General features: G+C 72.8%; 23 protein-coding genes. 13 read left to right on the top strand and 10 right to left on the bottom strand.

Annotation, left to right across the window (positions count from 1 at the left end; all coding sequences use genetic code 11):
* Positions 1 to 5 precede the first annotated feature (5 nt).
* Entirely contained in the window at positions 6 to 872 is an 867-nt protein-coding gene (locus tag ACPXBU_RS23545; RefSeq protein WP_393369688.1) for an ABC transporter permease, read from the bottom strand.
* A complete protein-coding gene (locus ACPXBU_RS23540; RefSeq protein ID WP_425759686.1) occupies positions 872 to 3,736 on the bottom strand; it encodes an alpha/beta fold hydrolase in 2,865 nt (954 codons plus the stop codon). The genes ACPXBU_RS23545 and ACPXBU_RS23540 overlap by 1 nt, the downstream gene beginning before the upstream one ends.
* Before the next feature lie 373 nt (positions 3,737 to 4,109).
* Here ACPXBU_RS23540 and ACPXBU_RS23535 point away from each other — a divergent pair, with 373 nt between their 5' ends.
* The 8 genes from ACPXBU_RS23535 to ACPXBU_RS23500 all read left to right on the top strand — a co-directional run bounded on the left by ACPXBU_RS23535 (position 4,110) and on the right by ACPXBU_RS23500 (position 13,358).
* Positions 4,110 to 5,288, top strand: a complete 1,179-nt coding sequence (locus ACPXBU_RS23535; RefSeq protein WP_425759685.1) for a hypothetical protein — start codon at positions 4,110 to 4,112, stop codon at positions 5,286 to 5,288.
* Positions 5,275 to 7,845, top strand: a complete 2,571-nt coding sequence (locus ACPXBU_RS23530) for a sensor histidine kinase (protein WP_425759684.1) — start codon at positions 5,275 to 5,277, stop codon at positions 7,843 to 7,845. The genes ACPXBU_RS23535 and ACPXBU_RS23530 overlap by 14 nt, the downstream gene beginning before the upstream one ends.
* Entirely contained in the window at positions 7,842 to 8,315 is a 474-nt protein-coding gene (locus tag ACPXBU_RS23525; RefSeq protein WP_355027544.1) for a roadblock/LC7 domain-containing protein, read from the top strand. Before ACPXBU_RS23530 ends, ACPXBU_RS23525 begins: the two co-directional genes overlap by 4 nt.
* Positions 8,312 to 8,794: a DUF742 domain-containing protein gene (locus tag ACPXBU_RS23520; RefSeq protein ID WP_425759683.1), complete on the top strand. Its 483-nt coding sequence runs from the start codon at positions 8,312 to 8,314 to the stop codon at positions 8,792 to 8,794. The genes ACPXBU_RS23525 and ACPXBU_RS23520 overlap by 4 nt, the downstream gene beginning before the upstream one ends.
* Positions 8,772 to 9,518, top strand: a complete 747-nt coding sequence (locus ACPXBU_RS23515; protein WP_425759682.1) for a GTP-binding protein — start codon at positions 8,772 to 8,774, stop codon at positions 9,516 to 9,518. The genes ACPXBU_RS23520 and ACPXBU_RS23515 overlap by 23 nt, the downstream gene beginning before the upstream one ends.
* 37 nt (positions 9,519 to 9,555) lie before the next feature.
* Positions 9,556 to 10,071: a hypothetical protein gene (locus ACPXBU_RS23510; protein WP_393369670.1), complete on the top strand. Its 516-nt coding sequence runs from the start codon at positions 9,556 to 9,558 to the stop codon at positions 10,069 to 10,071.
* Positions 10,072 to 10,107: 36 nt separating this feature from the next.
* Entirely contained in the window at positions 10,108 to 12,333 is a 2,226-nt protein-coding gene (locus ACPXBU_RS23505) for an AAA family ATPase (protein ID WP_425759680.1), read from the top strand.
* A gap of 92 nt (positions 12,334 to 12,425) precedes the next feature.
* A complete protein-coding gene (locus tag ACPXBU_RS23500) occupies positions 12,426 to 13,358 on the top strand; it encodes an SMP-30/gluconolactonase/LRE family protein (protein WP_425759679.1) in 933 nt (310 codons plus the stop codon).
* A 64-nt stretch (positions 13,359 to 13,422) separates the two neighbouring features.
* Here the strand turns inward: ACPXBU_RS23500 and ACPXBU_RS23495 are convergent, their stop codons facing one another.
* The 5 genes from ACPXBU_RS23495 to ACPXBU_RS23475 form a co-directional block, all read right to left on the bottom strand.
* Complete coding sequence (locus ACPXBU_RS23495; protein ID WP_425759677.1) at positions 13,423 to 13,932, bottom strand: GNAT family N-acetyltransferase; 510 nt, start codon at positions 13,930 to 13,932, stop codon at positions 13,423 to 13,425.
* Between the two features lie 218 nt (positions 13,933 to 14,150).
* Entirely contained in the window at positions 14,151 to 14,546 is a 396-nt protein-coding gene (locus ACPXBU_RS23490) for a DUF3263 domain-containing protein (protein ID WP_425759676.1), read from the bottom strand.
* A gap of 111 nt (positions 14,547 to 14,657) precedes the next feature.
* Positions 14,658 to 15,674: an ABC transporter permease subunit gene (locus ACPXBU_RS23485; RefSeq protein WP_425759674.1), complete on the bottom strand. Its 1,017-nt coding sequence runs from the start codon at positions 15,672 to 15,674 to the stop codon at positions 14,658 to 14,660.
* Positions 15,671 to 16,681 carry an ABC transporter ATP-binding protein gene (locus ACPXBU_RS23480; RefSeq protein ID WP_393369657.1) on the bottom strand — a complete coding sequence of 337 codons (1,011 nt, stop codon included), beginning with the start codon at positions 16,679 to 16,681 and terminating at the stop codon, positions 15,671 to 15,673. The genes ACPXBU_RS23485 and ACPXBU_RS23480 overlap by 4 nt, the downstream gene beginning before the upstream one ends.
* A 121-nt stretch (positions 16,682 to 16,802) precedes the next feature.
* Complete coding sequence (locus ACPXBU_RS23475; RefSeq protein WP_393369654.1) at positions 16,803 to 17,588, bottom strand: DeoR/GlpR family DNA-binding transcription regulator; 786 nt, start codon at positions 17,586 to 17,588, stop codon at positions 16,803 to 16,805.
* 201 nt (positions 17,589 to 17,789) lie between these two features.
* Between ACPXBU_RS23475 and ACPXBU_RS23470 the strand changes: the two genes are divergently transcribed.
* From ACPXBU_RS23470 to nagA, 3 genes are read left to right on the top strand one after another with little or no spacing between them, the layout of a single operon-like run.
* The gene (locus tag ACPXBU_RS23470; protein WP_425759672.1) at positions 17,790 to 18,719 is read left to right on the top strand and encodes an SIS domain-containing protein; all 930 of its coding nucleotides are present in this window, start codon (positions 17,790 to 17,792) and stop codon (positions 18,717 to 18,719) included.
* Positions 18,716 to 19,711, top strand: a complete 996-nt coding sequence (locus ACPXBU_RS23465; RefSeq protein ID WP_425759671.1) for an ROK family protein — start codon at positions 18,716 to 18,718, stop codon at positions 19,709 to 19,711. Before ACPXBU_RS23470 ends, ACPXBU_RS23465 begins: the two co-directional genes overlap by 4 nt.
* Positions 19,708 to 20,817 (top strand): N-acetylglucosamine-6-phosphate deacetylase, encoded by a 1,110-nt coding sequence (gene nagA / locus ACPXBU_RS23460; RefSeq protein ID WP_425759670.1) that lies wholly within the window; start codon positions 19,708 to 19,710, stop codon positions 20,815 to 20,817. Before ACPXBU_RS23465 ends, nagA begins: the two co-directional genes overlap by 4 nt.
* A gap of 229 nt (positions 20,818 to 21,046) precedes the next feature.
* Here the strand turns inward: nagA and ACPXBU_RS23455 are convergent, their stop codons facing one another.
* Positions 21,047 to 22,270, bottom strand: a complete 1,224-nt coding sequence (locus tag ACPXBU_RS23455; protein WP_425759669.1) for a DUF4032 domain-containing protein — start codon at positions 22,268 to 22,270, stop codon at positions 21,047 to 21,049.
* A gap of 89 nt (positions 22,271 to 22,359) precedes the next feature.
* Between ACPXBU_RS23455 and ACPXBU_RS23450 the strand changes: the two genes are divergently transcribed.
* Positions 22,360 to 23,106, top strand: coding sequence for a phosphatase PAP2 family protein (locus ACPXBU_RS23450; RefSeq protein ID WP_393369640.1), 747 nt, complete (start codon positions 22,360 to 22,362; stop codon positions 23,104 to 23,106).
* Positions 23,107 to 23,117: 11 nt separating this feature from the next.
* The gene (locus ACPXBU_RS23445) at positions 23,118 to 24,356 is read left to right on the top strand and encodes an APC family permease (RefSeq protein ID WP_425759668.1); all 1,239 of its coding nucleotides are present in this window, start codon (positions 23,118 to 23,120) and stop codon (positions 24,354 to 24,356) included.
* Between the two features lie 27 nt (positions 24,357 to 24,383).
* On the opposite strand, the gene ACPXBU_RS23440 is transcribed toward ACPXBU_RS23445, so the two are convergent.
* Positions 24,384 to 25,169, bottom strand: a complete 786-nt coding sequence (locus ACPXBU_RS23440; RefSeq protein WP_393369634.1) for an ABC transporter permease — start codon at positions 25,167 to 25,169, stop codon at positions 24,384 to 24,386.
* Positions 25,166 to 26,155, bottom strand: a complete 990-nt coding sequence (locus ACPXBU_RS23435; protein ID WP_425759667.1) for an ATP-binding cassette domain-containing protein — start codon at positions 26,153 to 26,155, stop codon at positions 25,166 to 25,168. The genes ACPXBU_RS23440 and ACPXBU_RS23435 overlap by 4 nt, the downstream gene beginning before the upstream one ends.
* Between the last annotated feature and the right edge of the window lie 5 nt (positions 26,156 to 26,160).

Raw genomic sequence — 26,160 nt, 5'->3', positions numbered from 1 at the left:
CGCCGCTACGACGTGATGTCCTTGCGGGTGAAGCGCCAGAACGCCAGCCCCCAGAACAGCGTCGCGTAACCGATCGCCGAGATGCAGCCGCGCACCACGTCGTCGGTCTGCACCGGGGTCGAGAGCAGCCCCAGCCAGGCGGTGCTGAAGTGGGTGGGCAGGAAGTCCCGCAGGGCGCCCAGGGCGGTGATCTGGTCCAGGATGCTGGACAGGATCCAGAGCAACACCGCGCCGCCGACCGCGCCGAGCGCGGCGTCCGTGGTCACCGACAGCAGGAACGCCAGCCCGGCCACCACCAGGAGTACGACCGCCAGGTAGCCGAGCACCGCCAGCAGCCGGAGCAGCCCCTCGGTGGGTTCCAGCTCCGCGGCGACCGTGCTGCGCAGCGGCGACCAGCCGTAGCGCAGGGTGCCGGCCAGCAGCGCGGTGCCGGCCAACAGCACAAGAGCCAGCCCCGAGTACGCGAGCGCGACCACCAGCTTCACCGTCAACAACCGGGCCCGGGGCACCGGTATCGCCAGCAGGTACCGCAGGCTGCCCCAGCTCGCCTCACTGGCCACCGTGTCGCCACAGAACAGCGCGACGACCACCACCAGCAGGAACGACGCCGACACGAAGATCGAGAAGAGGGTGAAGTTGAGGCCGCCGGAGGTGGCCAGGTCGACAAGACTGGCGAACTCGTTGTTGCCGTTGTCGTCGTCGCCACCGGAGTTGAACTGGAACGCGATCAGGATGATCAGCGGCAGCAGCACCATGAACCCGAGCGCCAGCTGGGTCCGCCGCCGGGACGCCTGTCGACGGAACTCCGCCGCGAACGGCATGGTGGCCGACGGCCGATAGCCCTGGGCCGCACCCGCGTCGGAAACAACCATCACCGGTCACCGCTTCCCCGAGAGTTGTCGCCCACCAGGGCGAGGAACGCGTCCTCCAGGCGGCGCCGCGGCACCACCCGGTCCACCCCGATGCCGGCGCGTACCAGCTCGGCCACCACCTCGCTGCGGGCCGTGCCGTTCGTGTCGACGACCAACTGGCCGTCGCTCTCCGGCAGCACCCGCACCCCGTGCAGCCGGTCCAGCACCGCCCGCGCCGCCACCGGGTCGGTGACGTCGAACAGCACACTCGGCGACTCGCCGACGATCTCCTCCACCGGCCCGGACGCCACGATCCGGCCCTTGTTCACCACCACCGCGTGGGTGCAGGTCTGCTCCACCTCGGCCAACAGGTGGCTGGAGACCAGCACCGCCCGACCGTCCGTGGCGTAGCGCTGGAGCACCCGGCGCATCTCGGCGATCTGCGGCGGGTCGAGCCCGTCGGTCGGCTCGTCCAAGACCAGCAGCTCGGGTAGGCCGAGCATGGCCTGGGCGATGGCGAGGCGCTGGCGCATACCGTGGCTGTAGTTCTTGATCTTCCGCTGCACGGAGTCACCCAGACCGGCGATCTCCAGGGCCGCGTCGAACTGGGCGTCCTCCCACGGCCGCCCGGTGGCCCGCCAGTACGCCCTCAGGTTCTCCAGCCCGGACAGGTGCGGCAGGAAGCCGGGCCCCTCGACGAGCGCGCCGATCCGGGACAGCACCGGCGAGCCGGGCACCAGCCGGCGACCGAAGACGTAGATCTCTCCGGCGGTCGGTTGGGTCAACCCCATCAGCACCCGCAGGGTGGTGGTCTTGCCGGCGCCGTTGGGTCCGAGCAGACCGACCACCTGACCGGGGTGCACCTCGAAGTCGACGTTCGACACCGCCACGAAGCCGTCCGCGTACTCCTTGCGCAACGCGCGCACGGCCAACGGCGTGTCCGCGTACTCCGGATGCACCGACCGGTCCTGGCGGCGATGCCGGCGGCGGAGCACGGCGACGACCACGACGAGCCCGATCACGATGGCGGCGAGCAGACCGGCGAGCACCCAGCGCCAGAGCGTCGCGGCGGTGGGGATCGGCGCGCCGTCGACAGTGGGCAGGGTGACCGCGCCGTCCGCCGACACGGTGTAGACGGTCGGTTCGGCGGGTGTGGTGTACGCCTGGTCCGAGGTGGCCACCACCAGTCGCAACCGGTGCCCGGCCTCCACCCGGCGGACGATCCCGGGCAGCGTCACGGTGACCGGGTTGGCGTCCTGCACGCGTTGCGGCAGGCCGGTGAGTCGGATCGGGGCGACCAGCCCGTTCGGCAGGGTCGCCGCGCCGTCGGGGTCGACGTCGTAGAGCTTGACGAAGAGCACCGCCGTACCGGTCGGCGACGCGGCCCGCAGGGTGACGGTGGGCGCACCTGCCACGTCCACCGCCTCGGTCAGCGGTGTCGACTCGAACCGGGCGTGTTGGCCGGGCACGTCACCTGCCACGCCGTCCAGCAGTGAGGTGAGCCCACCGGCGAACGGGACCGAGGAGATGGCGGCCGGGTTGCCGTTCGGCGGGTTCGCGATCGGCTGGGCCGGTCCGGCGACCGTGACCTCCCGGCGGGCGTTGCCGGTCAGGCCGGGATAGTCCGCGCGGCGGAATCCGGTGGCGACCAGACCCCGGTCGAGCGCGTCGAACCCGGCGATCCGCGACCAGGTGAAGTCGTCACCGGGCGCGTCGCCCTCGCCCTTGACGTAGTGGTCCAGCCACTGGACGGTCAGGAACTTCACCCGGTCCTCGTCGGAGCGGGGTCCACTGCCACCGTCGTGCCCGCCGGTGAACCAGGCGACCCGCACCGGGGTCCCGGTGGCGGCGATGCCCTTCGCGTTCGCGTCCGCCTCGCCGAGGGGAAACAGCGTGTCGGCCTCGCCCTGCACCAGCAGGGTGGGCGCCTTGATCCGGTCCAGGACGCCGGCCGGGCTGGACCGGCGCAGCAGATCCACGGCCGCCTGGTCGGCCCGCCCGGTGGTGGCGATCCCTAGGTACGCGGCGCACACGTCGGCCGCGAACCGGCCGCAGGACGGGTCGGCCGCACCGGCCGGGGCAACACCGGGACCGCTGCCCGGACCGGCGCCCGGCCCCGGGCTGGGCGGGCCGGCCGACGCCGGTGCGCCCTGCGGCTGGGCGGCGGTGCCGCCGGAGAGCCCCGCCGGGCCGGAGCCCACGTTGCCGCCGCCGCCGAAGAAGAGACCGGCCCAGCCCTTCTTGAACACACCCTCGGTCGGCGCCCCGCCGGTGCTCTCCGGCAGGAAGGCGCGGGACAGGTCGTTCCAGGTGATCATGGGGACGATCGCGTCGACCCGCTGGTCCTGCGCGGCGAGCAGCAGCGCCAACCCGCCGCCGTACGAGCCGCCGACCACACCGACCTTCGGGTCACCCGCGGCGTCGGTACGAACCTCCGGCCGGGCGGCCAGCCAGTCCAGCAGCCGGGACGCGTCGCGCACCTCGTAGTCCGGGTTGTCCAGGTGGATCTCGCCGCCACTGTGGCCGAAACCCCGCGCGGTCCAGGTGAGCACCGCGTAGCCGCGCCCGGCGAACTCCTCCGCGTCGGAGCGCACCGACTCCTTCGTGCCGCCGAACCCGTGTGCCAGCAGCACCGCCGGGACCTTCCGACCGGACGAGGCGTCGGCGGGCAGGTAGAAGGTCGTGTCCAGGTCCACCGGCTGGTCGTCGGACGGTCCGGAGCGGACGGTGAGCATCTCGCTCGTGCTGCGTACGCCCGGTCCCTGTGGCCACACCACCCAGGTCACGGCGGCAGCCACCAGCACGACGGCCGCCGCTGCGGCGATCGTGCGGCGGCGGGTGGGCAGGGCACGCCGGAACCACGCGGCCGGCGACGGCGTTGTCATGCGGCACACGCTACGGCCCGCAGCCTGAGCGTTGGCTGAGATCCGCCGTACGTCCGTCCGGTTGCCCCGATCGGTGCGCGGGCGGCAGCGAGCGCGCCATGTCCGGCGCGGCCCAGTGGGTTGAGTTCGGATCCCGTGAATTCCGATCTTTAACGGATATCCGCCTGGATCCCTCCATGTCACACCCACTGACGAAACAGAGCGTGTCGAGAACGCGGCGAATGGTGACATTGCTCGAAGTGACGCGAACCTGACTCGTCCACCTCGGCCTCACCAGCAGGGGGGTCGGTTAGTTTTCCGGTCCGGTGCACGGGACTTGTCGGGCCGCCCGACGCCGCGCCGATCCGCGCCCCATGCCGGAGGAGACACCACCATGACAGTCCCCGCGCCGCGGGCCCGTCGACGTCCGTCCACCCTGGGCCGACTGCTGCCGTTGCTGCTCATCGGGGCACTACTGGCACCCGTGGGTCTGCTCGTCACGTCCGCCTGGCGGCAGACCACCGACGACCGGAACCTGGCCGTCCGGGAGCGACTCGGCGTGCAGTACCTCACCGCGCTGGGCTCGGTCACCGACGCCCTGGTGGAGGCCCAGTCCGCCGCGATCAGCAATCGGCAGGTGTCCGGCGACCCGCTGAACCGGGCGGTCGAGGAGGCCGCCGCGCTGGACGCCCGCATCGGCGACGAGCTGCTCAGCCAGGAACGCTGGGCCGGGGTACGGGCCAAGCTGGAGGCTCTGCGCGGCCGCAGCCCTGCCGACCCGGAGGCCGCCTACACGTCGTACAGCGAGGTCTCGGACCTGCTGCTGGCACTGCACCGCAAGGTTCGGGAGAGCTCCGGGCTGGTCCGCGATCCCGTCGCCGACTCCTTCTTCCTCCAGGACAGCGCCGGCCAGGACCTGCCCGAGGCGGTGGTGGCCGCCGGCCGACTCGCCGACCTGGGCACGCTTGTCGCCCGACGGCCGGCCGCCGAGCAACCACGCGGCCTGATGGAGCTGACCGCGATGCGGGTCGCCGCCCTGGCACCCGCCGGTGACCTCGTCGACAACCTACGCTCCGCCGTGGACGGCTCGGAGAGCACCGACCTCGGCGCCAACGTGCTGACCCCACTCGACACCTATCAACGCTCGGTGGAGGCGCTTGCCGCGTACTCCACCCCGGCCAAGGGCACGAGCGTGGTGGACCCCGGCCAGTTGAGCGCCGCCGGGCTCAACACGCACCGCGCGGCCCGCCAACTCCAGCCGGTCATCCTCGCCGAACTGGACGCCCTGCTCGTCGAGCGCATCGACGCGTTCGACCGGGACCGCTGGCTGATCGGCGCGGCCGGGGCGTTCGCCCTGCTGCTGCTGGGCTGGCTCGCCGCACTGCTGCTGGCCGCCCGTGGCCGGGCCCGGCGCCGGGCGACGATGGCCGCGAACCACGCGGAGAACGCCGACACCCCGTCGCCGGCAGACTCCTGGCAGCCGGTGCCCAGCGACCCACGCGCGCTGCAACCGGCCGGCGCGGCCCGCGACTCGGAGCCCGCGCAGTGGGGGGCCTTCGATGCTGCTCGGTAGGCTCCGGATCCGCGGCAAGCTCGCGCTGCTCGTCGTGATCCCACTGCTCAGCATGATCGGCCTGGCCGTGCCCGTGATGCTCGACCGGGTGGCCGCGGCGCAGCGGGCCAGCGACACCGCCGAGCGGGTACGCCTCGCCAGCCGGGTCGGCAGCCTGGTCCAGGACCTGCAACAGGAACGCGTCCTCTCGGTCGGTTTCCTGCTCGGCCGGGTCGAGCGCGGCGAGGTGGTCCGCAAGTCCGCCGACGTGGACGACCGGGTGGCCGACCTGCGGGCCGGACGCAGCGGCGCGCTCACCGACCGCGTCGACCGCGCCCTGGACGGGGTGTCCAGCCTCATCGACCTGCGCACGTCCGTGCTGGCCCGGGTCGCGAACCCGGGCCAGGTGATGGATGCGTTCGGCCCGGTCAACAAGGGGTTGATCGACTCGTTGCGGCTGGTGTTCGGGGTGGACACCGACACGTTGCCGGGCCGTCAGGTGCTCGCCCTCGACGGGCTGCTCCGCGCCGACGAGGGGCTGGGCGCCTGCGCCACCCTGAGCCTGCTGGTCAAGGCGGTCGGCAACTCGGACACCATCAACGGGTACGTGGCGTGCATCGCCGCGCTCCTGGTCGACAACCAGCGCTTCCGCAGCCTGATCACGCCCGAGCAGCTCATGGTCGCCCAGCTCAACGACGCGGCCGTGGCCGCGCGGACCAGCTCGGACTTCCTGGCCAGCAGCGCCCGCGACCCGGCCACCGCCGTCCGCGACGTGCCGATGGAGGCACTCTTCCCGGCCGTCCGCACGATGATCCGGCTCGGTCAGTTCGTGGAGAAGAAGCTCGTCGCCGACGTGCTCACCGAGGTGACCGCCGAGCAGCGGCGCGCGCTGACGGCCGCGTACCTGGTCGGGGCCACGGCAGCGCTGATCCTGGCGTTGGTGGTGCTGCTCAGCGCGGCTGTCGCGCGGACGGTGGCCCGACCGCTGACCCGACTCACCCGCTCGGCCGACCGGGTCGCCCGGGTCGCCGAGGCGGAGCTGGTCCGGGTCACCGACGACGAGGGCGAGAGCCCCCAGCCGGTGCGGCTGGAACCTGTGGACATCCGGGCCAACGACGAGATCGGTGACCTGGCCCGGGCCTTCGACCGGGTGCAGAGCACCGCCGCGCGGCTGGTCGAGCGGCAGGTCGCCGGCCGACGCAACGTGGCGCAGATGTTCGGCCACGTCGGACGGCGTACCCAGAACCTGGTGGGTCGGCAGATCGCGCTCATCGACCGGCTGGAGCAGCAGGAGGCCGACCCGGGCCGGCTGGAGCACCTGTACCGGCTCGACCACATCTCCAGCCGGTTGCGGCGCAACGCCGGCAGCCTGGTGGTGCTCTCCGGTTCGGCCGGCGCCGACGCCCACACCGCGCCGGTGCCGTTGGCCGACGTGGTCCGGTTGGCGCTCGGTGAGATCGAGGACTACACCCGGGTGGAGGTGCGGGTGCCGGCGGGCATCTCGGCCGCGCCGGCTGTCGTCGGCGACCTCATCCTGGCGCTCGCCGAACTCATGGAGAACGCCACCGCCTTCTCACCGCCGCACACCCGGGTGCTGGTGGCCGCCGAACCGTCCGGCGTCGGCGCGCGGATCACAGTCGTGGACCACGGCATCGGCATGGGCGAGCAACGGCTGGCCGAGGAGAACGCCCGGATCACCCGCCGGGAACGACTCGACCTGGCGCCGACCGAGGTGCTCGGTCTCTTCGTGGTGGGTCGGTTGGCCCGCCGCCACGGCTGGGAGGTGGGCCTGGCCGCCACCGCCGGCGGTGGGGTGACGGCACACCTGGAGATCCCGTCGACGTCACTCGTGCTGCGCCGCGCCGACCCGGCCGGAAGCACCGTCGCCCGGGCCTCGGTGCCGGAACGGGACAGGCGTACGGTGGCCGCGTCCGAGCGCGCCGCGCGGTCCGTCACGCCGACCGTCGACGAGCCGGGCCGCTTCGACTCGGACCTGCTCAACCGGGCCACCCGCAGCCTGGAGGCCAGCCCGTCCTGGAACGCGTTCAGCCCCGGCCAGCCGCCGCAGCAGCCCGTGGCGACCCCCCAGGAGCCCGAACCGTCCGCCGCGCCGAGCACCCCGCGGGTCCAGGAGCCGGAACCGTCCGCCGCGCCGAGCACCCCGCGGGTCCGACAGCGGGTGCCCGGGGCCAGCCTGCACGCCACCGCCACGCCACCCCGGCCGGTGGACGCCACCGGCGCGGACCCCGCCGCCGCCCGGGCGCTTGTCGAGGCGTTCCAGGCCGGCGTACGCCGGGCCGAGCGCAACGGCGTCGACCTCCCGAGCACACCCGGAGGCGGGGGCCCTACGGTGGCCGGTGGCGCCGGTCCGTCCGACGCCACCCCGGGTCGGCCCCGACTGAGCCGACGGGTGCCGGGGGCGAACCTCACGGTCGTCCCGGCCTGTCAGCCACCCAGTACGCACCTCGGTGACCCGGCCGAGGTCCGCAAGCGCATCAGCGAGTTCGAGGAGGGCGTGGCCCGCGCTCTCCGCGAAGTCGGCCCAGACCGCCGGAACGAAGAAGGATCATCACGGTGACCAGTCCCTTCCTGCACGACAACGTCGACCAGAGTCAGTCCGGCGCCAGCGGGGACCTCAGCCCGGAGGCCCGTACGTTCAACTGGTTGCTGGACTCCTTCACCTCCGGCACGGCCGGGGTCCTGGAGGCGATCGCGGTCTCCTCGGACGGCCTGCTGATGGCCATGTCGGCGATCAAGGACCGGTCCAACGCGGAGCGGTTGGCCGCGGTCGTCTCCGGGATGACGAGTCTCGCCGGTGGGGCGGCCAGTTGGTACGCGCTCGGGGGCTTGAACCGGGTGATCGTCGACATGGCCGACGGCTACCTGCTGATCAGCGCGATCAGCAGCGGTTCCGTGCTCGGGGTGGTCGCCGACCGGTCCGCCAACCTGGGCACCGTCGCGTACGAGATGACGCTCTTCGCCGGGCGGGCCGGTGGCGCCCTGACCCCGCGGCTGATCGTCGAGTTGAAGAACGCCGTTCAGCAGTGACCCCCGACGTCGCCGGTGAGGACCCGGACCCGGAACCGAGGACCCGGATCCGCCCGTACCTGCACACGGCTTCTGCGACCGACGCGGCCGAGGTGGTGGCGCCGGCGTCGCCGGAGCCGGACGGCGGCCGGCCGGCCGGTCCCCGACCGTTCGTGCTGACCTCCGGTCGGGTGGCGGGCGCCGACCCGGCGATCGGGCTGGAGACGCAGGTGACCGCGCGTACGGACGGCGGTTGGCCGACCGGCCCGCACGGTGCCCTGCTGGCACCGGAATCCCAGGCGATCATCGCGCTCTGCGCCGAACCGATCTCGGTCGCCGAGATCTCGGCCCGCGCCCGGTTGCACCTCGGTGTGACGCGGGTCCTGGTCGGCGACCTACGGGCGGCCGGACACCTGGACGTGCACGTCAGCGACACCAACGACGCCGCCGACCCCGACCTCATCCTGCGAGTGATTGATGGACTTCGTGCGATCTCCTGAATGGCCGGTCGCCCCGCTCGGCGGGGTCGCCGCAAACAGCGCCGCCGCCCGTTACGTCACGCCGGGCAGCGGGCCGGCGGTCGGACGCGCCGGCCCGCCGCCACCGCCGTACCAGCCGCCGTCCGGCGCGGGGACGTCCTCGCCGCCGGTCGCTAAACCGGCGGCACCGCCGATCCCGGTCAAGATCCTGGTGGCCGGTGGGTTCGGGGTGGGCAAGACCACCACCGTGGGTGCGATCTCCGAGATCGCTCCCCTGACCACCGAGGCCGAGATGACGAGCGCCGGGATCGGCGTGGACGATCCGGGTGTCCGCTCCACGAAGACCACCACGACGGTGGCGATGGACTTCGGCTGCGTGACAATCGATCGCAGTCTGAAGCTCTACCTGTTCGGCACGCCGGGGCAGGCCCGGTTCGGCTTCATGTGGGACGACCTCGCCCGCGGGGCGCTCGGCGCGCTGGTCGTGGTGGACAGCGCCCGGCTGGACGACTGCTTCCCCGCGATCGACTTCTTCGAACGGGCCGGGCTGCCGTTCGTGGTCGGGGTCAACGCCTTCGACGGGCGGCTGGCCCTGGAACTCGGCGAGATCCGCTGGGCGCTGGCCATCGGTGACAACGTGCCGCTCGTGCAGTTCGACGCCCGGGACCGGCTCTCGGTGCGGGACGCCCTGCTTGTCGTCCTGGACCGCGCGCTGGAACGTGCCACCCGGGACAGGCAAGCCTGAGCCGACCGGCTCCGGCCGTGCGGGAAGAGGTGATCTGGTGAGGGGCGACCTGGACGAGACGCTGGCCCGACTGGCCCGGCGCGAGGAGGCGCGGCGCCGGCGGACCAACGACCGTGACGACAGCATGCCGCCGCCGGGCCTTCCCGGGCCCGGCCCGGACGAGGTTCGCGGCGGCGGGGCGGGACGGCACGACCCCCGGCACGCGGGGACGGACTCCCCGGGCGAGGCCGCCGGGTGGGGTCCGGTCGAGGAGGTGGCCGAGGCGGTCCGTCAGGTCGTCGGCGGCCACCCCGGGCTGGTGGTGACCGTGCAGGTGCAGCACGAGGGGCAGACGTACCCGATGCGGGTCTCCTGGGACGGACCGGACGTCACGGTCGGGCCGGTGCCCCCGGCGGCGCCTGTGGAACCCCCGCCGGCCTGGCCGCTGTCCGGCCGGACGGTCCCCGAGTGGGCGCCCGGCCCGGACGGGTTGACCCCGGACCCGGCGGCCCGGTTGGCCGAGCTGATCCGGCGGGACCCGTCGCTGTTGGACGAGTTGGATCCGCGGCGCTGACCGGCGGGGCTGGCCGGCGGCGGCTACGGTCGGGCGGTGGCGCAACCCGACCTGACCCTGACGGCGAGCCTACGGCCGGCCGCGCTGGACGCCCGACGGGGCATCGTGCGACTGCATCCGGAGGCGCTGACCGCGCTGGGGCTGCGGCCCGGCGACCCGGTCCGGCTCACCGGCCGCCGGGAGACGGCGGGGATCGTGGCGACCGCCGGGCCGGGCGCGAGCAGCGCCCTGCTGTACGCCGACGACCTGACCCTGGGCAACCTGGGTGTGCGCGACGGCGCTCAGGTGCGGGTCAGCCCCGTGCCGCTGGTGCCGGCGGGCCGGGTCGTCCTGGCCGGGCCGGTGGAGGTGGTCGCGGCGGTGAGCCCGGAGATGCTCCGGCTGGCCCTGCTGGGCAAGGTGCTCACCGGCGGCGACGACGTGTCGCTGCTGCCACAGGACGTGCTGCCGGACGCCTCGGTGCGCAGCCTGGTCGAGGCGGCTCGACGCAGCCTCGCCAACACCGTCGGCTTCGCCTGGACCAGCACTCTGCTCACCGTACGCACGGTCGAGCCGGCCGCCGGCGCTCTTGTCACGATGGACACGGTGATCGGCTGGGAGCACGGCCCGGCCACCCACGGCGGGCCCGCCCCGGTCGACGCCGAATGGACGCCGCCGGCCCGGACGGACGACGCGGCAGCGGCGGTGGGCCAGCCCGACGACACCCCGGACGTGGACGAGCTGCCCGGGCTGCGCACCCAGGCCGAGGAGCTGACCGAGCTGCTCGACCTCGGCTTCCACCACCGGGAGGTGTTGGGCCGGCTGGGCACCGCCATCTCGCTGGGGGTGTTGCTCGTCGGTCCGGCCGGCTCCGGAAAGTCGGCGCTGGTCCGGGCCGTCGCCGCCCGGGTGGGTGCCCGCGTACACCCGCTGTGGGCGCCCGAGGTGGCCGCGTCGACGAACCAGGCCGCCGCCGACCGGTTACGCGCCGCGGCGACGGCGGCCCGAGCCGGCGGGCCGGCGGTGCTGCTGGTCAGCGACGTCGAGGCGCTCGCACCGGCGGAGAGCCCCGGCCCGGTGGCGACGGTGTTCCGTCAGGTGCTCGCCGAGTGCGTCCGGGCCGGTGTGGCGGTGGTCTGCGCCACCGGCCGGCCGGAGGCGGTCGACCCCGCACTGCGGGCGCCGGACCTGCTGTCGCTGCGGATCAGCATTCCGCTTCCCGACCAGGCGTTGCGCCGCGAACAGCTCACCGTGCTGACCCGGCAGGTGCCGCTGGCCGACGACGTCCGGTTGGACGAGGTGGCCGCGCGTACCCCTGGGTTCGTCGCGGCGGACCTGGCCGCGCTGGTCCGGGAGGCCGGGGTACGCGCGGCGCTGCGGCAGAAGTCCGCCGAGACGCCGACGGTGTCGATGGCCGACTTCACCGCCGCCCGGGAGGTGGTCCGGCCGACCACGATGGCCGCCTCGACCCTGGATCTGGCGTCGGTGACCCTCGACGACGTGGGTGGCCTGGACGACGTCAAGCAGACGCTCACCGAGTCGGTGCTGTGGCCGTTGACCTACCCGGACACCTTCGCCCGGCTCGGGGTGCAGCCGCCGCGCGGTGTGCTGCTCTACGGGCCACCTGGCTGCGGCAAGACCTACCTGGTCACCGCGCTCGCCGGCTCGGGCCGGGCCAACGTGCTGTCGGTGAAGGGCGCGGAACTGCTCTCCAAGTGGGTCGGTGAGAGCGAACGCGCGGTCCGCGAGCTGTTCCGCCGGGCCCGGGAGGCGGCCCCCACCCTGATCTTCCTGGACGAGGTGGACGCCCTGGCGCCGGTACGCGGGCAGGCCACCGACGGGGGCACCACGGACCGGGTGGTCGCCGCGCTGCTCACCGAACTGGACGGGGTGGAGACGTTGCGCAACGTGGTGGTGGTCGGTGCCACCAACCGGCCCGACCTGGTGGACCCGGCGCTGCTGCGACCGGGCCGGTTGGAGCGGCTGGTCTACGTGCCACCGCCGGACGGGCCGGCCCGCGCGGAGATCCTGCGAGCCGCGTCCCGGCAGGTGCCGCTGGCACCTGACGTCGACCTGGCGGCCCTCGGCGACGAGCTGACCGGCTTCTCCGCGGCGGACTGCGCTGCGCTGGTCCGGGAGGCGGCGCTGGCCGCGATGCGGGAGTCACTCGCCGCCGCCACGGTCACCGCCGGGCACGTGGCGACGGCACGGGCCCGGGTACGCCCGTCGCTGGACCCGACCCAGGTCGCGGCGCTCGCCGCGTACGCGGCCCGGCGGGACTGAGCGCCGTTCCCAACCTTTTGGCGGCTCCGGAGTGTTATTAGGGCGTCACATTCCTCTGTGGAGTCCTCCACCTGGACGTCAGGCGGTGTTTCTTGCGCAAGCTACTGTCCCTTCTTCTCGTCCCCCTGGTCGCGGCGGCGACCCTGGCCACTGTCGGCACGCCGGCGACCGCCCATCCGGCGAAGCCGTTCCCGGCCCGGATCGCCCTGCCCGACGGGTTCACCCCGGAAGGGTTGACGATCGGTCGGGGCACCACCGTGTACGTCGGGTCCGTCCTGGACGGCGCGGTGTGGCGGGGTGACCTTCGTACCGGGCGCGGCTCGGTGCTGATCCCGGGCACCCCCGGCGCCGCCAAGGCAGGCCTCAAGATCGACGAGCGGGGCCGACTCTGGACCGCCGACTTCACCGGCGGCGGAGCCAGCGTGTACGACCCCGGCACCGGTGCCAGGCTGGCCCACTACCCGTTCACCACCGACCCCAACACCCTGGTCAACGACATGGTGATCACCGAGCGGGCGGTCTACTTCACCGACTCCACCCGACCGGTGCTGTACGTGGTGCCGCTGGGCCCGGGTGGCCGCCTGCCCGCCCCCGCCGCCGTCCGGGTGCTCCCGCTCACCGGTCCGGGCGCGACGCCCGACGCGTTCAACAACGGGATCGTTGCGCTTCCGGACGGCGACCTGCTCGTCGCGCAGATGTTGACCGGCCAACTCGTCCGCGTCGACCCGAGCACCGGCGGCAGCAGCGTCTTCGACCTCGGCGGCTACTCGGTGGACCGGGCCGACGGGCTGGTGCTGCGCGGTCGCACCCTGTACGTGATCCGGAACCTGAGCAACGTCATCGCGGTGGTCCGGCTCAACGCCGGCTACACCGCCGGGACTGTGCAGCGGGAGATCACCGGTCCGCAGCTACGGTCGCCAGCCACCGGTGACCTGTTCGGCTCGGCGCTGTACGTGGTGAACGGCCGGTTCGACGTGGAGTCGACGCCGACCACCGACTTCGACATCGTCCGGGTGCCGGCCTGATCCACGCGGTCGGCGGTGGCCCCCGCGGTCACCGCCGACCGACCCCGGGCACCCCCGCAGCGCCTCAGAGCGCCGGCGGCGTCGAGTCCAGGCAAATCTCGGCTCGCACCTTGCCGTCGTCCTCGTACAGTTTGGCGCCGCACTTGTGCAGCACGGCGACCGCGCCGATGTTGTCCGGGGTCGTCTCGGCGACCACCACCCGCATGCCCGCCCGAGCGGCGGCGTTCAGCAACTCCCGCAGGGCCGTTGCGCCGATCCCCTGCCCGCGCGCCGAGCGACCGAGCCACATGCCGGTCTCCACCGTGCCGGGCTCGTCACAGCGCGTCATGCGGACCATGCCCAACACCTCGCCACCGACGAGGATCGCGTACATCTGCGAGCGGGTCGGGCCGTCCAGTCCGCCGAAGCTGGCCCGATGGAACTCCCGAAACGCCTCTCGACGGGCGAGCGACCAGCCGGCGGGGGCCTCGACGGGAGGCATCACGTCGCTCGGCTCTGCCTCCGCTGCCGCTACGGAGAGCAACGGCTCCAGGTTCTGCTCGTCCACCGGCTCCAGCCGGACCGCACCCGCCACGTGCCGCAGTCTGCCGCTCTCATCGGCCGAAGTCCACCCCATTCGCCATCCACTGGCGGTCCGGCCAGCGGTACCGGCCGGTCGGGCGGGCGAGGTGTTCCGCATCACGCTCTGTTGTCACCCGACCGGGTGTCAGGGTGTGCAAACCGCTGGCGCGACCTCGCCGAACACCACCGACGCGGCGACAATCCGCGCGGGCCGGGCCGGGCCGCTGGCGGTCAGCGGCGACGGTTGCGGGCGCGCGACGAGCGCAACCGGCGGAGCCGGCCGATCAGCATGGGGTCGGCGGCCAAGGCGGCCGGGTTGTCGAGCAGCCCGTTGAGCAGTTGGTAGTACCGGGTCGACGAGACGCCGAAGGTGTCCCGGACGGCCTGCTCCTTGGCGCCGGCGTGCCGCCACCACTGCTGCTCGAAGGCGAGGATGGCCCGTTCCCGTTCGGTGAGCGCGACCGTCGGGGCGCCTGGCGCGACGTCGACCTCGTCGTCCGGCTCGGGATCGTCGGTGCTCTCGATGGGCGGCACCGGCCGCGGAGTCGGCACCGCCGGCGCGACAGCACCCGCGACCTCGCTGCGACGAGCGTCAGTGGACGGCTCGGGGGCGGCGTCGGCGGACATGGCACTCAGCCTAGCCAGGGACGACCTCGGTCGCACCAGCCGGCGCGGCCGACCCTGCGCCGCCGGGAATCCCGACGGCCGGGCCGACCGCGCCGCGTCAGACCGGTCCGGTCAGGTGATGTCGCGGCGACGCATCGCCCAGAGCGCCGCCCCGAGTACCACCACCACCGCGACCGAGAGCAGCACCGAGGACTGCTGCCAGGTGATGTCCATGGTCGCCGCCTCACACGACCCGTTGAAGGTCGCCTCGCAGGAGTCCCAGTCCTGCAGCTTGACCGTCTTGAGCATCCAGGCCAGGAGGTAGGTGGGCAGCAGGTACGCCTCGGGCCAGCGCACGTTCGCCAGTCCCAGCAGGATGCCCAGGCCGAACTGGCCGACCACCATCACGGCCACCACGCCACCCAGGGCCATCGCGGTGTGCCGACCCAGCGACGCCAGGGCGAAGCCGATGGTGGTGAGCACCAGGACCAGCACCACGCCCCGCACACCGGTCAGCGCGAACGACTGCCAGGTGCCGGAGGTCATCTTCTCGGTGCTGCCGCGGAACGTGGCGACCGCCCAGAACCCGGCGAACCAGAGCACCGCGGCGGGCAACGTCACCGCCAGCATGCCGGTGAGCAGCGCGGCCAGCTTGGTGAGCAGTACGGTGAGCCGCTTCGGCCGCCAGAGCAGCAGGTTCATCATGCCGCCGGTGCTCCACTCGGCACCGATGAAGGACGCGCCGACGACGAACCCGACCAGGGCGAGGATCGCCGCGAACGGGAGCAGCGTCTCGTCGAACGTCTCCCGGAAGTCGAACGTCGAGGGCAGGAACCACTGCGCCTGGATCTCCTCCCGGGGCGGCGGCGTGATCTGCGAGCAGTCGTCGGGGTAACGGTCGTCGTTCGACGTACCGGCCGCCTTGGCCCGCTCGCAGTCGCCCCGCGCCTGCTCGCTCCAGCGCACCTGGTCCTGGTACTGCTGGTCGGCCTGACGCTCGGCCTTCGCGAGCTGGCCGGCGTCGAGCTTCTGGTTGGTGAAGAACACCCCGACGACCACCGCGGCCAGCACCAGCAGGCCGAGCAGTGTCATGTACCTGGTGAACCGCCGCTTGGTGAGCCGGCGCAGCTCCGTACGAAAGAGGCTCACGCGCCCCACCCTCCCGCGGTGGTGCCGGGCTGACCCGTCCCACCGACCTTCATGGACTCGTCGACCTGCCGGTGCTGGCCGGGGACCGGCGCGGTGGACGTCAGTTCGAGGAAGACGCTCTCCAGATCGACGGCGATCGGAGCCAACTCGCTGACGTAGAGGTTGCGCTCGGCGAGCAGGCGGGTCACCGTGGCCGGCTTGTCGACGCCCGTCAACATCAGGTGGTCGGGGTGACCGGTGACCCCGATGCCGGCCGTGGTGAGCGCCTCGGTGGCCACCGGCAGGTCGCTCACCGCCTCCAGCCGGACCCGGACCGCGCCGGACGAGTGCTGCGCGAGCACCTCGTCGACCGGACCGAACGCGACACGCCGACCCAGCGAGATGATGGTGACCGAGTCGCAGATCAGCTGGATCTCGCCGAGGATGTGGCTGGACAGCAGCACTGTCATCCCGGATTCCGCGAGACCGCGCATCAACGTGCGCATCTCCCGGATGCCGCCCGGGTCGAGGCCGTTGGCGGGCTCGTCGAGGATGAGCAGCTTCGGGTTCTTCAGCAGGGCCGAGGCCACGGCGAGCCGCTGCTTCATACCCAACGAGTACGTCTTGACCCGCTCGTCGGCCCGGTCGCGCAGCCCGACGAGTTCCAGCACCTCGTCGACGCGGACGGCCGGCACCCCGCCCGCCCCGGCCAGCAGGGACAGCGTGTCCCGTGCCGTGAAGTGCGGGAAGAACTGCGGGCTCTCCACGATCGCGCCGACCTGGCCGGCGACGGTGGGCAGGGCGTCGGGGACCTCGTGTCCGAGCAGCGCCATCCGGCCGCCGTCGGGTCGGATCAGGCCGAGCAGGGTACGCAGCGTGGTCGTCTTGCCGGACCCGTTGGGGCCCAGGAAGCCGTGCACCTGCCCTGCGTCGACCCGCATGTCGAAGCCGTCGAGCGCGTTGCGGGTACCGCGTCGACGACTCTTGTACGTCTTACGTAGACCTTCGATCTCCAGGACAGCAGGCAAGCTGCACCTCCCCCAATGGGTGGGCGTGACAGCCGACACCATACGCGGTATGCAGACGCGCGCAATACGCGGTATGCACCGACGCGCCGAATGGGTCAATCCATCGACGGAGCGTTACCGCTCAGGCGCAGATGACCTGTACGCCGGCGGCGCGGAACGCGTCCACCAACTCCGGGGCGGCGCCGGAGTCGGTCACCAGCGTCTCGACCCGCTCGATGGGACAGATCCGGGCGAAGGCGTGACCGCCCAGCTTGGACGAGTCCGCGATGATCACCACGCGTTTGGCCCGGGCCACCATCAGGTTGTTCATCGCGGCCTCCCCCTCGTGGTGGGCGGCGGCACCGAGCTGCGGGTCGATGGCGTCCACGCCGAGCAGCGCGACGTCCAGGGTGACCTCGCGCAGCAGCGCACCACCCAGCGGGCCGACAAGTTCGAACGACTTCGGGCGCACCACACCGCCGGCCACCACGACCTTCATCCGCGACCGGACCAGCAGCTCGTTGGCGATGTTCAGCGCGTTTGTCACAACGGTGAGCTGGGCGCCCTCGGCGCTGGTGTTCAGGTCCGGACGCACCGCGAGCGCCCTCGCCACCTCGGTGCTTGTGGTGCCGCCGTTGAGGCCGACCACGGTGCCCGGTGCGACGAGCGCGGCGGCGGCCGCGCCGATCCGCTGCTTCTCCGCCGAGTGCTTGGCCGTCTTGTAGCGCAGCGGCAGGTCGTACGACACGCCGTTAGCGACCGCGCCGCCCCGGGTCCTGGTGATCATCTGCTGTTGGGCGAGCTGGTCGAAGTCACGCCTGATGGTGGCCTGGGAGACGTCCAGCCGCTCGGCTGCCGCCTCGACGCTGACCCGGCCGTTGTCGGTCAGCATCTCGAGCAGGGCGTTCCATCTGGCGTACCGGTCCACCGCGGGGGCCCTCCCAGTGACTGCACGGACGGTGATTGATTGCGTGCACACTAGTGCGCGAAACTAGGCTTGCGCAAAAGGCAGTCCTGCGCGATCGGTTGGTCAGTTGCCACGGCCACCGGCGTTCGCGCAGAATGACGCGCGAAATGCGTGCTTAACGAGCCGTATTGCGCACCGGTCGCCCCCTGCGAGGAGTTTCCCATGACGTACGTGGAAGCGGAGATCGCGAGCCAGCCCGACTGCTGGCGGGAGGCGGCCGCGCTGGCCGGTGTCGTCCACGGTGACCTGCCCCGCCCCGGTGAGCGAGTGGCCGTCGTCGGTTGCGGCACGTCGTGGTTCATGGCGATGGCGTACGCGGGTCGCCGCGAGCACGCCGGCCAGGGTGAGACCGACGCGTTCCAGGCGTCCGAGTTCCCCGCCGGCCGCCACTACGACCGGCTGATCGCGATCACCCGCTCCGGCACCACCACCGAGGTGCTGGACCTGCTCGCCGCGCTGCGCGGGCGGACGCCGACCACTGTCCTCGTCGGCGACCCGGCGTCACCGGCGGTCGAGCTGGCCACCGCCGCGGTGACGATGCCCTTCGCCGACGAGCGGTCGGTGCTGCAGACCCGCTTCGCGACCACCGCGCTGGCCCTGCTCCGGGCCCACCTCGGCGACCCGGTGACCGCGCTCGCCGCCGACGCCGAAGTCGCCGTGCGATCCCCGCTGCCGATCGACCCGGCCACCATCGGGCAGGCCACCTTCCTCGGTCGCGGGTGGACGATCGGGCTGGCCCAGGAGGCAGCGCTGAAGTGCCGTGAGGCGGCCACCTTCTGGGCCGAGGCGTACCCGGCGATGGACTATCGGCACGGTCCCATCTCGGTCGCCGCGCCCGGCAGACTGGTCTGGGCGTTCGGCGAGCTGCCCGACGGGCTACCCGAGGACGTGGCCGCCACCGGGGCTGCCTTCGTGCACAGCCGCACACACGGTTGGCGCACGGTGCTGGGCAGTTGGTCAGCCGGTCGTACCCCGGTCGACCCGATGGCCGACCTGATCCTGGCTCAACGCTTCGCGGTCGCGCTGGCGGCCAGCCGAGGCCTGGACCCGGACGCGCCCCGACACCTGTCCCGGTCGGTGGTGCTGGCGTGACGAGCGGCGACGCCGGGGCCACCGAGCAGGTCGTCGTCGCGCTGGATGTGGGCGGCACCGGCATGAAGTGCGCCCTGGTCCGACCGGACGGCGTCGCGGTACGCACCGAGCGGCACCCCACGAACGCCGCGCGCGGCCCGGCGGCCGTGGTCGGCACGATCCTGGACGTGGCCGTCGGGCTGGCCGACAAGGCCCGAGCCGACGGGCTCACACCGATCGCGGTCGGCATCGCCGTGCCCGGAGTGGTGGACGAGGCGCGCGGCGTGGCGGTCTGGTCGGCGAATGTGGGCTTCCGGGACGTACCCCTGCGGGACCTGGCGGTGGCGCGGCTCGGCCTGCCCACGGCGCTCGGCCACGACGTGCGCGTGGGTGGTCTCGCCGAGGCGCGGCTCGGCGCCGGGCGCGGCACTGGGCACGTGCTGTTCGTGGCCATCGGCACCGGCATCGCCGCCGCGCACGTGGTCGACGGCTCGGCGTCCGTGGGCGCGCACGGCGCCGCCGGGGAGATCGGCCACATCCTGGTCCGGCCCGACGGCCCGCGCTGCGGCTGTGGTCGCCCCGGCTGCCTGGAGACGATCGCGTCGGCCGCCGCCGTCGGCCGCCGCTACGCCGAACTGGCTGGTGGGGCGGCGGACGCTCCGGTGACGGCGGCCGATGTCGCCGAGCGGGCCGCAGCCGGGGAACCACTCGCCGGCCAGGTCTGGCGGGAGGCGATCGAGGCGCTCGCCGACGGCCTCGCCACCGGGCAGGCCCTGTTCGACGTGGCGACGATCGTGCTCGGCGGCGGCTTGGCCCAGGCCGGGGACCGGCTGCTGACCCCACTGCGGGCGGCGCTGCACGAGCGGATGACCTTCCATCGGGAGCCGCGGCTGGTCGCGGCAGCCCTCGGCGACGAGGCCGGCTGCCTCGGCGCCGCCCTGCTCGCCCTGGACGCGGTACGCGTCCGTGACCAGGACGCCGTGCGCGTCCGTGACCATCAGGAGGAGCGATGACCGTGCGGGTGGACGGCCGAGTGGTGACCCCGAACGGTGTCATCCGACAGGGCTGCGTCGAGTGGGACGGAGATCGGATCACCGCGGTCGCCGAATATCCGTCGGTCCGGGACGGCAACTGGATCCTGCCCGGCTTCGTCGACATGCACACCCACGGCGGTGGTGGGCACACCTTCACCACCGGGGACGCCGACGAGGCCCGAGCGGCGGCCGACTTCCACCTCGCGCACGGCACGACCACCCTGTTGGCGAGCCTGGTCAGCGCGCCCTTCCCGCTGATGCGCGCGGCAACCGAGGCGTTCGCTCCGCTCGTCGACGAGGGCGTGCTGGCGGGAGTCCACTTCGAAGGGCCCTACCTCTCCGCGGCCCGTTGTGGGGCGCAGAACCCGGAGTACCTGCGCGACCCGTCGACCGACGAGTTGACCGAGCTGATCGAGCTGGGCCGGGGCGCGGTCCGGATGGTCACCCTCGCCCCCGAACGCGACGGCGCGCTGGAGGCGATCAAGCTGCTCACCGCACAGCGGGTGGTGGCGGCGGTCGGCCACACCGACGCGACGTACGAGCAGACCCGTGCCGCGGTCGCCGCCGGCGCCAGTGTCGGCACCCACCTGTTCAACGGCATGCGCCCGGTGCACCACCGCGAGCCGGGGCCGGTGGTCGCCCTGCTCGACGCGCCCACAGTCATCTGCGAACTTGTCGCCGACGGGGTGCACCTGCACGACGGAATGCTGACCTTCACCGCCGCGACAGCGGGCCCGGACCGGGCGGCGCTGATCACCGACGCGATGGCCGCCGCCGGAATGCCCGACGGCTCGTACGAGCTGGGCGGCCAGGCCGTCACCGTGACCGACGGGGTGGCCCGACTCGCCCGCGACGGTGCCATCGCCGGCAGCACGCTGACCATGGATGCCGCGCTGCGGCACGCGGTGAACGCCGGAATCCCGATCGCCGACGCGGCGCGGATGGTGGCCACCACCCCCGCGCGCGCCATCGGCCTGGGCAACCGGGTGGGCTCCCTGCAGGTCGGGCTGCGCGCCGACCTGGTGGTGCTGGACGCCGACCTGAACGTGGTCCGGGTCCTCCGCGGCGGCTCCTGGGTGGAGTGAGGCGCCCAAGCCGGCGGGCCCGTTCCGCCGCTGCGCGATCCTGGACGGGCTGCACCCCTGCACTACTGCGCACCCTGTAGAGCTGCCCCACGTGCGGGGCAAGAACCTCGGGCGGGGCAGAACCTCAGACGGTGACTGCCCCATTTCTGGGGCAGCTCTACAGGACGCGTCTACATCCCCACGAACTCCGATCCGCCAGCACGGCGACCCCGGCCAAGCGGAGGCCGGCTCAGCTCAGGGTGGGGACGTCGACGCCGAGGATGGCCTGCTCGTCGGGGCGGTGCACAAGCACGTCGGCCAGGTAGGACTGAACCGCGTGGCGCATCCCGACATCTCGGCCGGCCTGCTCGGAGAGCAGCCACTTGTGCTCGATGATCTGCGCGAACAGCTCCTGCGGCTCCAGCTTGCGGCGCAGATTCGCGGGTACGGCCCGGACCACCGGCTCGAAGACCTCGGTGAGCCAGCGGTGCGCGGCCTGCTGCTCGTCGATCAGGTCGCTCTCCGCCCGGTAGGCGTCCAGGTCGTTGAGCAGCTTGCGCGCCTGGTTCTCCTCGGCGTCGAGACCGGTGAGCCGCAGCAGCCGCCGGGTGTGGTAGCCGGCGTCGACGACCTTCGGCCGAACCAGGTAACGCCCGTCGTCGATCGAGGACATGGCCACCTCGGCCACATCGAAGCCCAGCTCGTTGAGGCGGCGGATCCGGCCCTCGATGTCGTGCCGGGCCTCCCGCTCGACCGCCTGCTCGTAGGTGATCTCGTGCCAGAGCCGCTCGTAGCGCTGCACGACCTCCTCGCAGACCACCTCGGGGTCGATGGACTCGTGCAGCAGGCCGGCGGCCTGCAGATCCAACGCCTCGCCGAAGATGTTCACCCGGGCGATCTCCAGGTCCTCACCGCGCTGACCGTTGGAGAGCGAGTTGTGCAAGGCGCCGGTCTCCGCGTCCACGAGGTAGGCGGCGAACGCCCCCGCGTCCCGGCGGAACAGCGTGTTCGACAGCGAGCAGTCACCCCAGAAGAACCCGGTGAGGTGCATCCGCACGATCAGGGCCGCGAGCGCGTCGAGCAGCCGGCTCATCGTCTCCGGCCGCAGGGTGTGCGAGAAGAGCGCCCGGTACGGCAGGGAGAACTGGAGGTGCCGGGTGATCAGCACGGATTCCAGGGCTTCCCCGTCCTCGGTCTGCCGGTCGGCGACCACCGCCACCGCCTCGACCGACGGGAAGTCGATCCGCTCCAGGGCCCGGAGCAGGTCGTACTCCCGCTCGGCGATCCGCTCGCGGGTCTCCTTGAACGCGTAGACGTAGTCACCAAGCCGGACGAACCGGACGACGTGTCGGGAGATGCCCTGCGGCAGCGCCACCAGGTGTTGGGCAGGCCACTCCTCCAGCGGTGTCGACCAGGGCAGGTCGAGCAGCGCCGGGTCCACGAGGGCAGACGTGATCCGCACGGGCACAAGCATGACGCCTCGCCCCCGCCTCCGCCTCCGATCGTGGTTGGGCCCACAGCGCCGACCACCCCGGCCTCGCGCCGGGCCGGTAGCGTGGTCGCGTGCTCAAACCCACGGCGGTACGACGTGACCTGCGGCTACGGCCCGTCCGCCCGGCCGGCTGGTGGTTCGACGCCCTCCTCCTGGCCGGGTTCGGTGCGGTGACCATGGCGCTCGCCACAGGTGCGTTGCTCGGGCTGGACCTGGCGGTCCGGGAATGGGCGTACGCCCACCACCCGGCACCGATCTACTGGACGGCACGGGCGTTCAACCTCATCGGCCAGGGGGGCTGGCTGTTGACGCCCCTCGCTGGGGCGCTCGCCGTGGCGGTGGCCTGGCGCAGGCGCACCGTGCGGCCGCTGCTGCTAGTGGCGGGGGCGTTCGTGCTCCTCTACCTGACGGTCGGGCCGCTCAAGGTCCTGACCGACCGGGCCGCGCCCAGCTCGGATCTGCCGCCGACCCAGTCGGTCCGGATCTTCAATGACCTGCCGCCCACCGAGTACGACCTGTCCTACCCGTCGGGGCACGTCGTCAACGCCATCCTCTGGTACGGGGTGATAGCCGTGCTGCTGACCGCGCTGACGGCTGGGCGACTGCACCCGAGGGTGCACCGGCTGATCCGGTTCGCCCCGCCGGCCATCCTGCTGGTCACCACGACCTACCTGAACTTCCACTGGCTCACCGACGGCGTGGCCGCCCTGCTGATCGGGCTCTTCCTGGACCGGTTGCTGCATCGGGTGCCGTGGGACGACGTGCCGCTCCCCGGGCGGTTACGCGCATGGGACCGGCCGTTCACCTCGTACCCCTAGGTTTGGGTCCCATGGATCAACTGGCGCGGCGGCTCGGCGTACCCGATGCGGTGGTCATCGGTTTGGGCTCGATGCTCGGCGCGGGCGTCTTCGTGGTGTTCGGCCCGGCCGCGGCGGCGGCCGGCGGCGCCGGCCTACTGCCCGCGCTGGTGCTGGCGGGCTTCATCGCCTTCTGCAACGCGACGAGTTCGGCGCGGCTGGCGGCCCGGTACCCGGAGTCCGGCGGCACCTACGTCTACGGTCGGGAGCGCCTCGGGCCGTTCGCCGGGTTCCTGGCCGGCTGGGGCTTTGTGGTCGGCAAGACGGCGAGCTGCGCGGCGATGGCGTTGACCATCGGGGCGTACCTGTGGCCGGGGCAGGCCCGGCTGGTCGCCGTCGGCGCGGTGCTCGCGGTGACCGCGGTGAACCTGCGCGGCATCGGCAAGACGGCCACCGTGACCAGGGCACTTGTCGTGCTGGTGCTCGCGGTGCTGGCCCTGGTCGCGGTCGTCGGCCTGGTGGGCGGGCCGGTGCGCCTGGATCGGCTCGGCGAGCCCGGCGGCTCCGCCCGGGGCGTGCTCACCGCCGCCGGGCTGCTGTTCTTCGCGTTCGCCGGGTACGCCCGGATCGCCACGCTCGGCGAGGAGGTCCGCGATCCGCGGCGGACCATTCCCCGGGCGGTGCCGCTGGCGCTCGGGGTGGTGCTCGCGATCTACCTGGTGCTGGCCGTGGTCGCACTCGGCGTGCTCGGCGCCGACCGGCTGGCCGGGTCCGCCGCGCCCCTTGTCGACGTGGTGACCGCCGCCGGGCTGCCCGGCCTGGCCTGGCTGGTCCGCGCCGGAGCCACCATCGCGGTCGTCGGGGTCCTGCTGTCCCTGGTCGCCGGGGTCGGCCGGACCACCCTGGCGATGGCTCGCCGCCGGGACCTGCCCGGTGCGCTTGCCGCCGTGCACCAGGTACGCCAGGTGCCGCACCGCGCCGAACTGGCCGTGGCCGCCGTGGTGGTCGTGGTGGTGCTGCTCGGCGACGTGCGCGACGCCATCGGCTTCTCCAGTTGCACAGTGCTTGTCTACTACGCGATCACCAACGCGGCGGCGCTGACGTTGGGTCGGGAGCGGGAGCGGAAACTGCCGGTGCGGGTGCTCGCCGGCCTGGGGCTGCTCGGCTGTCTGCTACTCGCGGTCAACCTGCCGACGGGCAGTGTCCTCGCCGGCTTCGGTGTGCTCGCCGTCGGCGCCGCGTGGTACGCGCTACGCCCCGCCCGCCGGTGACCTGAGCAGGCCACCGGCGACCCGGGTTCAGCGACTCAGCCGCCGGTATCGGCGCACCGCGAGCGGCGCGAACGTCGCGATCAGCAGCACCGGCCACACCACCGCCAACAGCATGGCGTGCTCCGCCGGCCAGGAGTCGCCACCCAGACCGGGGTTGCCGAACAGGTGACGGATCGCGGCGACGGTGGCCGAGAGCGGATTCCACTCCGAGATCGTCCCGATGACCGACGGCATCAGCTCGGGCGACACGAAGACGTTGGAGATCGCGGTGAACGGGAACGCCGCCGGGAAGACGATCACGCCGACCGTGTCCGGGTTGCGCACCAGCAGCGCCAGGTAGATCCCGACCCAGGTGATCGCGATCCGCAGCAGCAGGAGCAGCCCGACGGCGAGCAACGCCTTGCCGACACCCTGCCGCCACTGCCACCCGACGAGCAGGCCGCAGACCAGCAGGGTGGACATCTCCAGCAGCGCGCGCAGCAGGTCGGCGGCGCTCCGGCCGGTCATCAGAGCGGACCGGGCCATCGGCATCGACCGGAACCGGTCGACCACACCCCGGCTGAGGTCCAGCGCCACGCCGGTCGCGGTGGCGCCGAGGCCGTACAGCATCGTCATCACGAAGACCCCGGGCAGCAGGAACTCGCGATAGTTGCCGCCACCCGACACCTGCATGCCGCTGCCGAACACGTACCCGAAGACAAGCACGAACATGATCGGCAACGAGAAGTAGAGGATCAGCTCCTCCGGTGCGCGGATCACGTGGATCATGTTCCGCCTGGTCATCGTCCAGCCGTCGACCACCGCCGCCGTCATGCCCCGTCCGCCTTTCCTCCAACGCCGACGGGCTCGCGGGCCTCGTCCGGCCGGTGCCCGGTCAGATACAGAAACGCCTCGTCCAACGTCGCGCGCCGCAGGCCGACGTCCTCCACCGCGACCCCGGCGTCGTCCAACGCCCGCACCACGTCGACAAGCCCGGCGACCCGGTCGGCCACCGGCACGCTGAGCCGCCGCACCTCCGGATCGCGCTCCGGCTCCGCGGCACAGATCGACGCGACGATGCGGGCAGCCCGGGTCAGGTCGGCCGCCTCCCGCACCACCACCTCGATCCGGTCGCCGCCGGTCATCGCCTTCAACTCGTCCGGCGAGCCCTCGGCCACCACCCGACCGGTGTCGATCACCGAGATCCGGCCGGCGAGCTGGTCGGCCTCCTCCAGGTACTGCGTGGTGAGCAGGACCGTGGTCCCGTCCGCGACCAGGTCGCGGACCAGGTCCCACACCTGGTTGCGGCTACGCGGGTCCAGACCGGTGGTCGGCTCGTCGAGGAAGAGCACCCGGGGTGTACGGATCAGGCTGGCCGCCAGGTCCAGCCGACGGCGCATCCCACCCGAATACTCACCCGCCGACCGGCCGGCCGCCTCGTCGAGCCCGAACCGTTGCAGCAGTTCGTCGGCGCGTTGGCGGGCGGCCCGTCGACCCAGCCGGAACAGCCGGCCGAACAACTCCAGGTTCTGCCGCCCACTGAGGGTTTCGTCGACCGCGGCGTACTGCCCGGTCAACGCGATCCGGGCCCGCACCTCGTCCGGCTGACGCCGTACGTCGAACCCGGCCACAGTGGCCCGGCCCGTGTCGAAGCGCAGCAGCGTGGTGAGGATCCGTACGGCAGTCGTCTTCCCGGCCCCGTTCGGTCCCAGCAGTCCGTACACCGTGCCGGTCGGCACCGTCAGGTCGAAGGCGTCGAGCGCTCGGGTGGGGCCGTACCGTTTGCCCAGCCCTTCGGCTGTCACGTCGAATGTCGTCATGCCGC

Source organism: Micromonospora sp. DT231, assembly GCF_049847025.1.
In the GTDB taxonomy this organism is placed as follows: Bacteria; Actinomycetota; Actinomycetes; order Mycobacteriales; family Micromonosporaceae; genus Micromonospora.
This window is presented reverse-complemented; position numbering and strand designations above follow the sequence as displayed.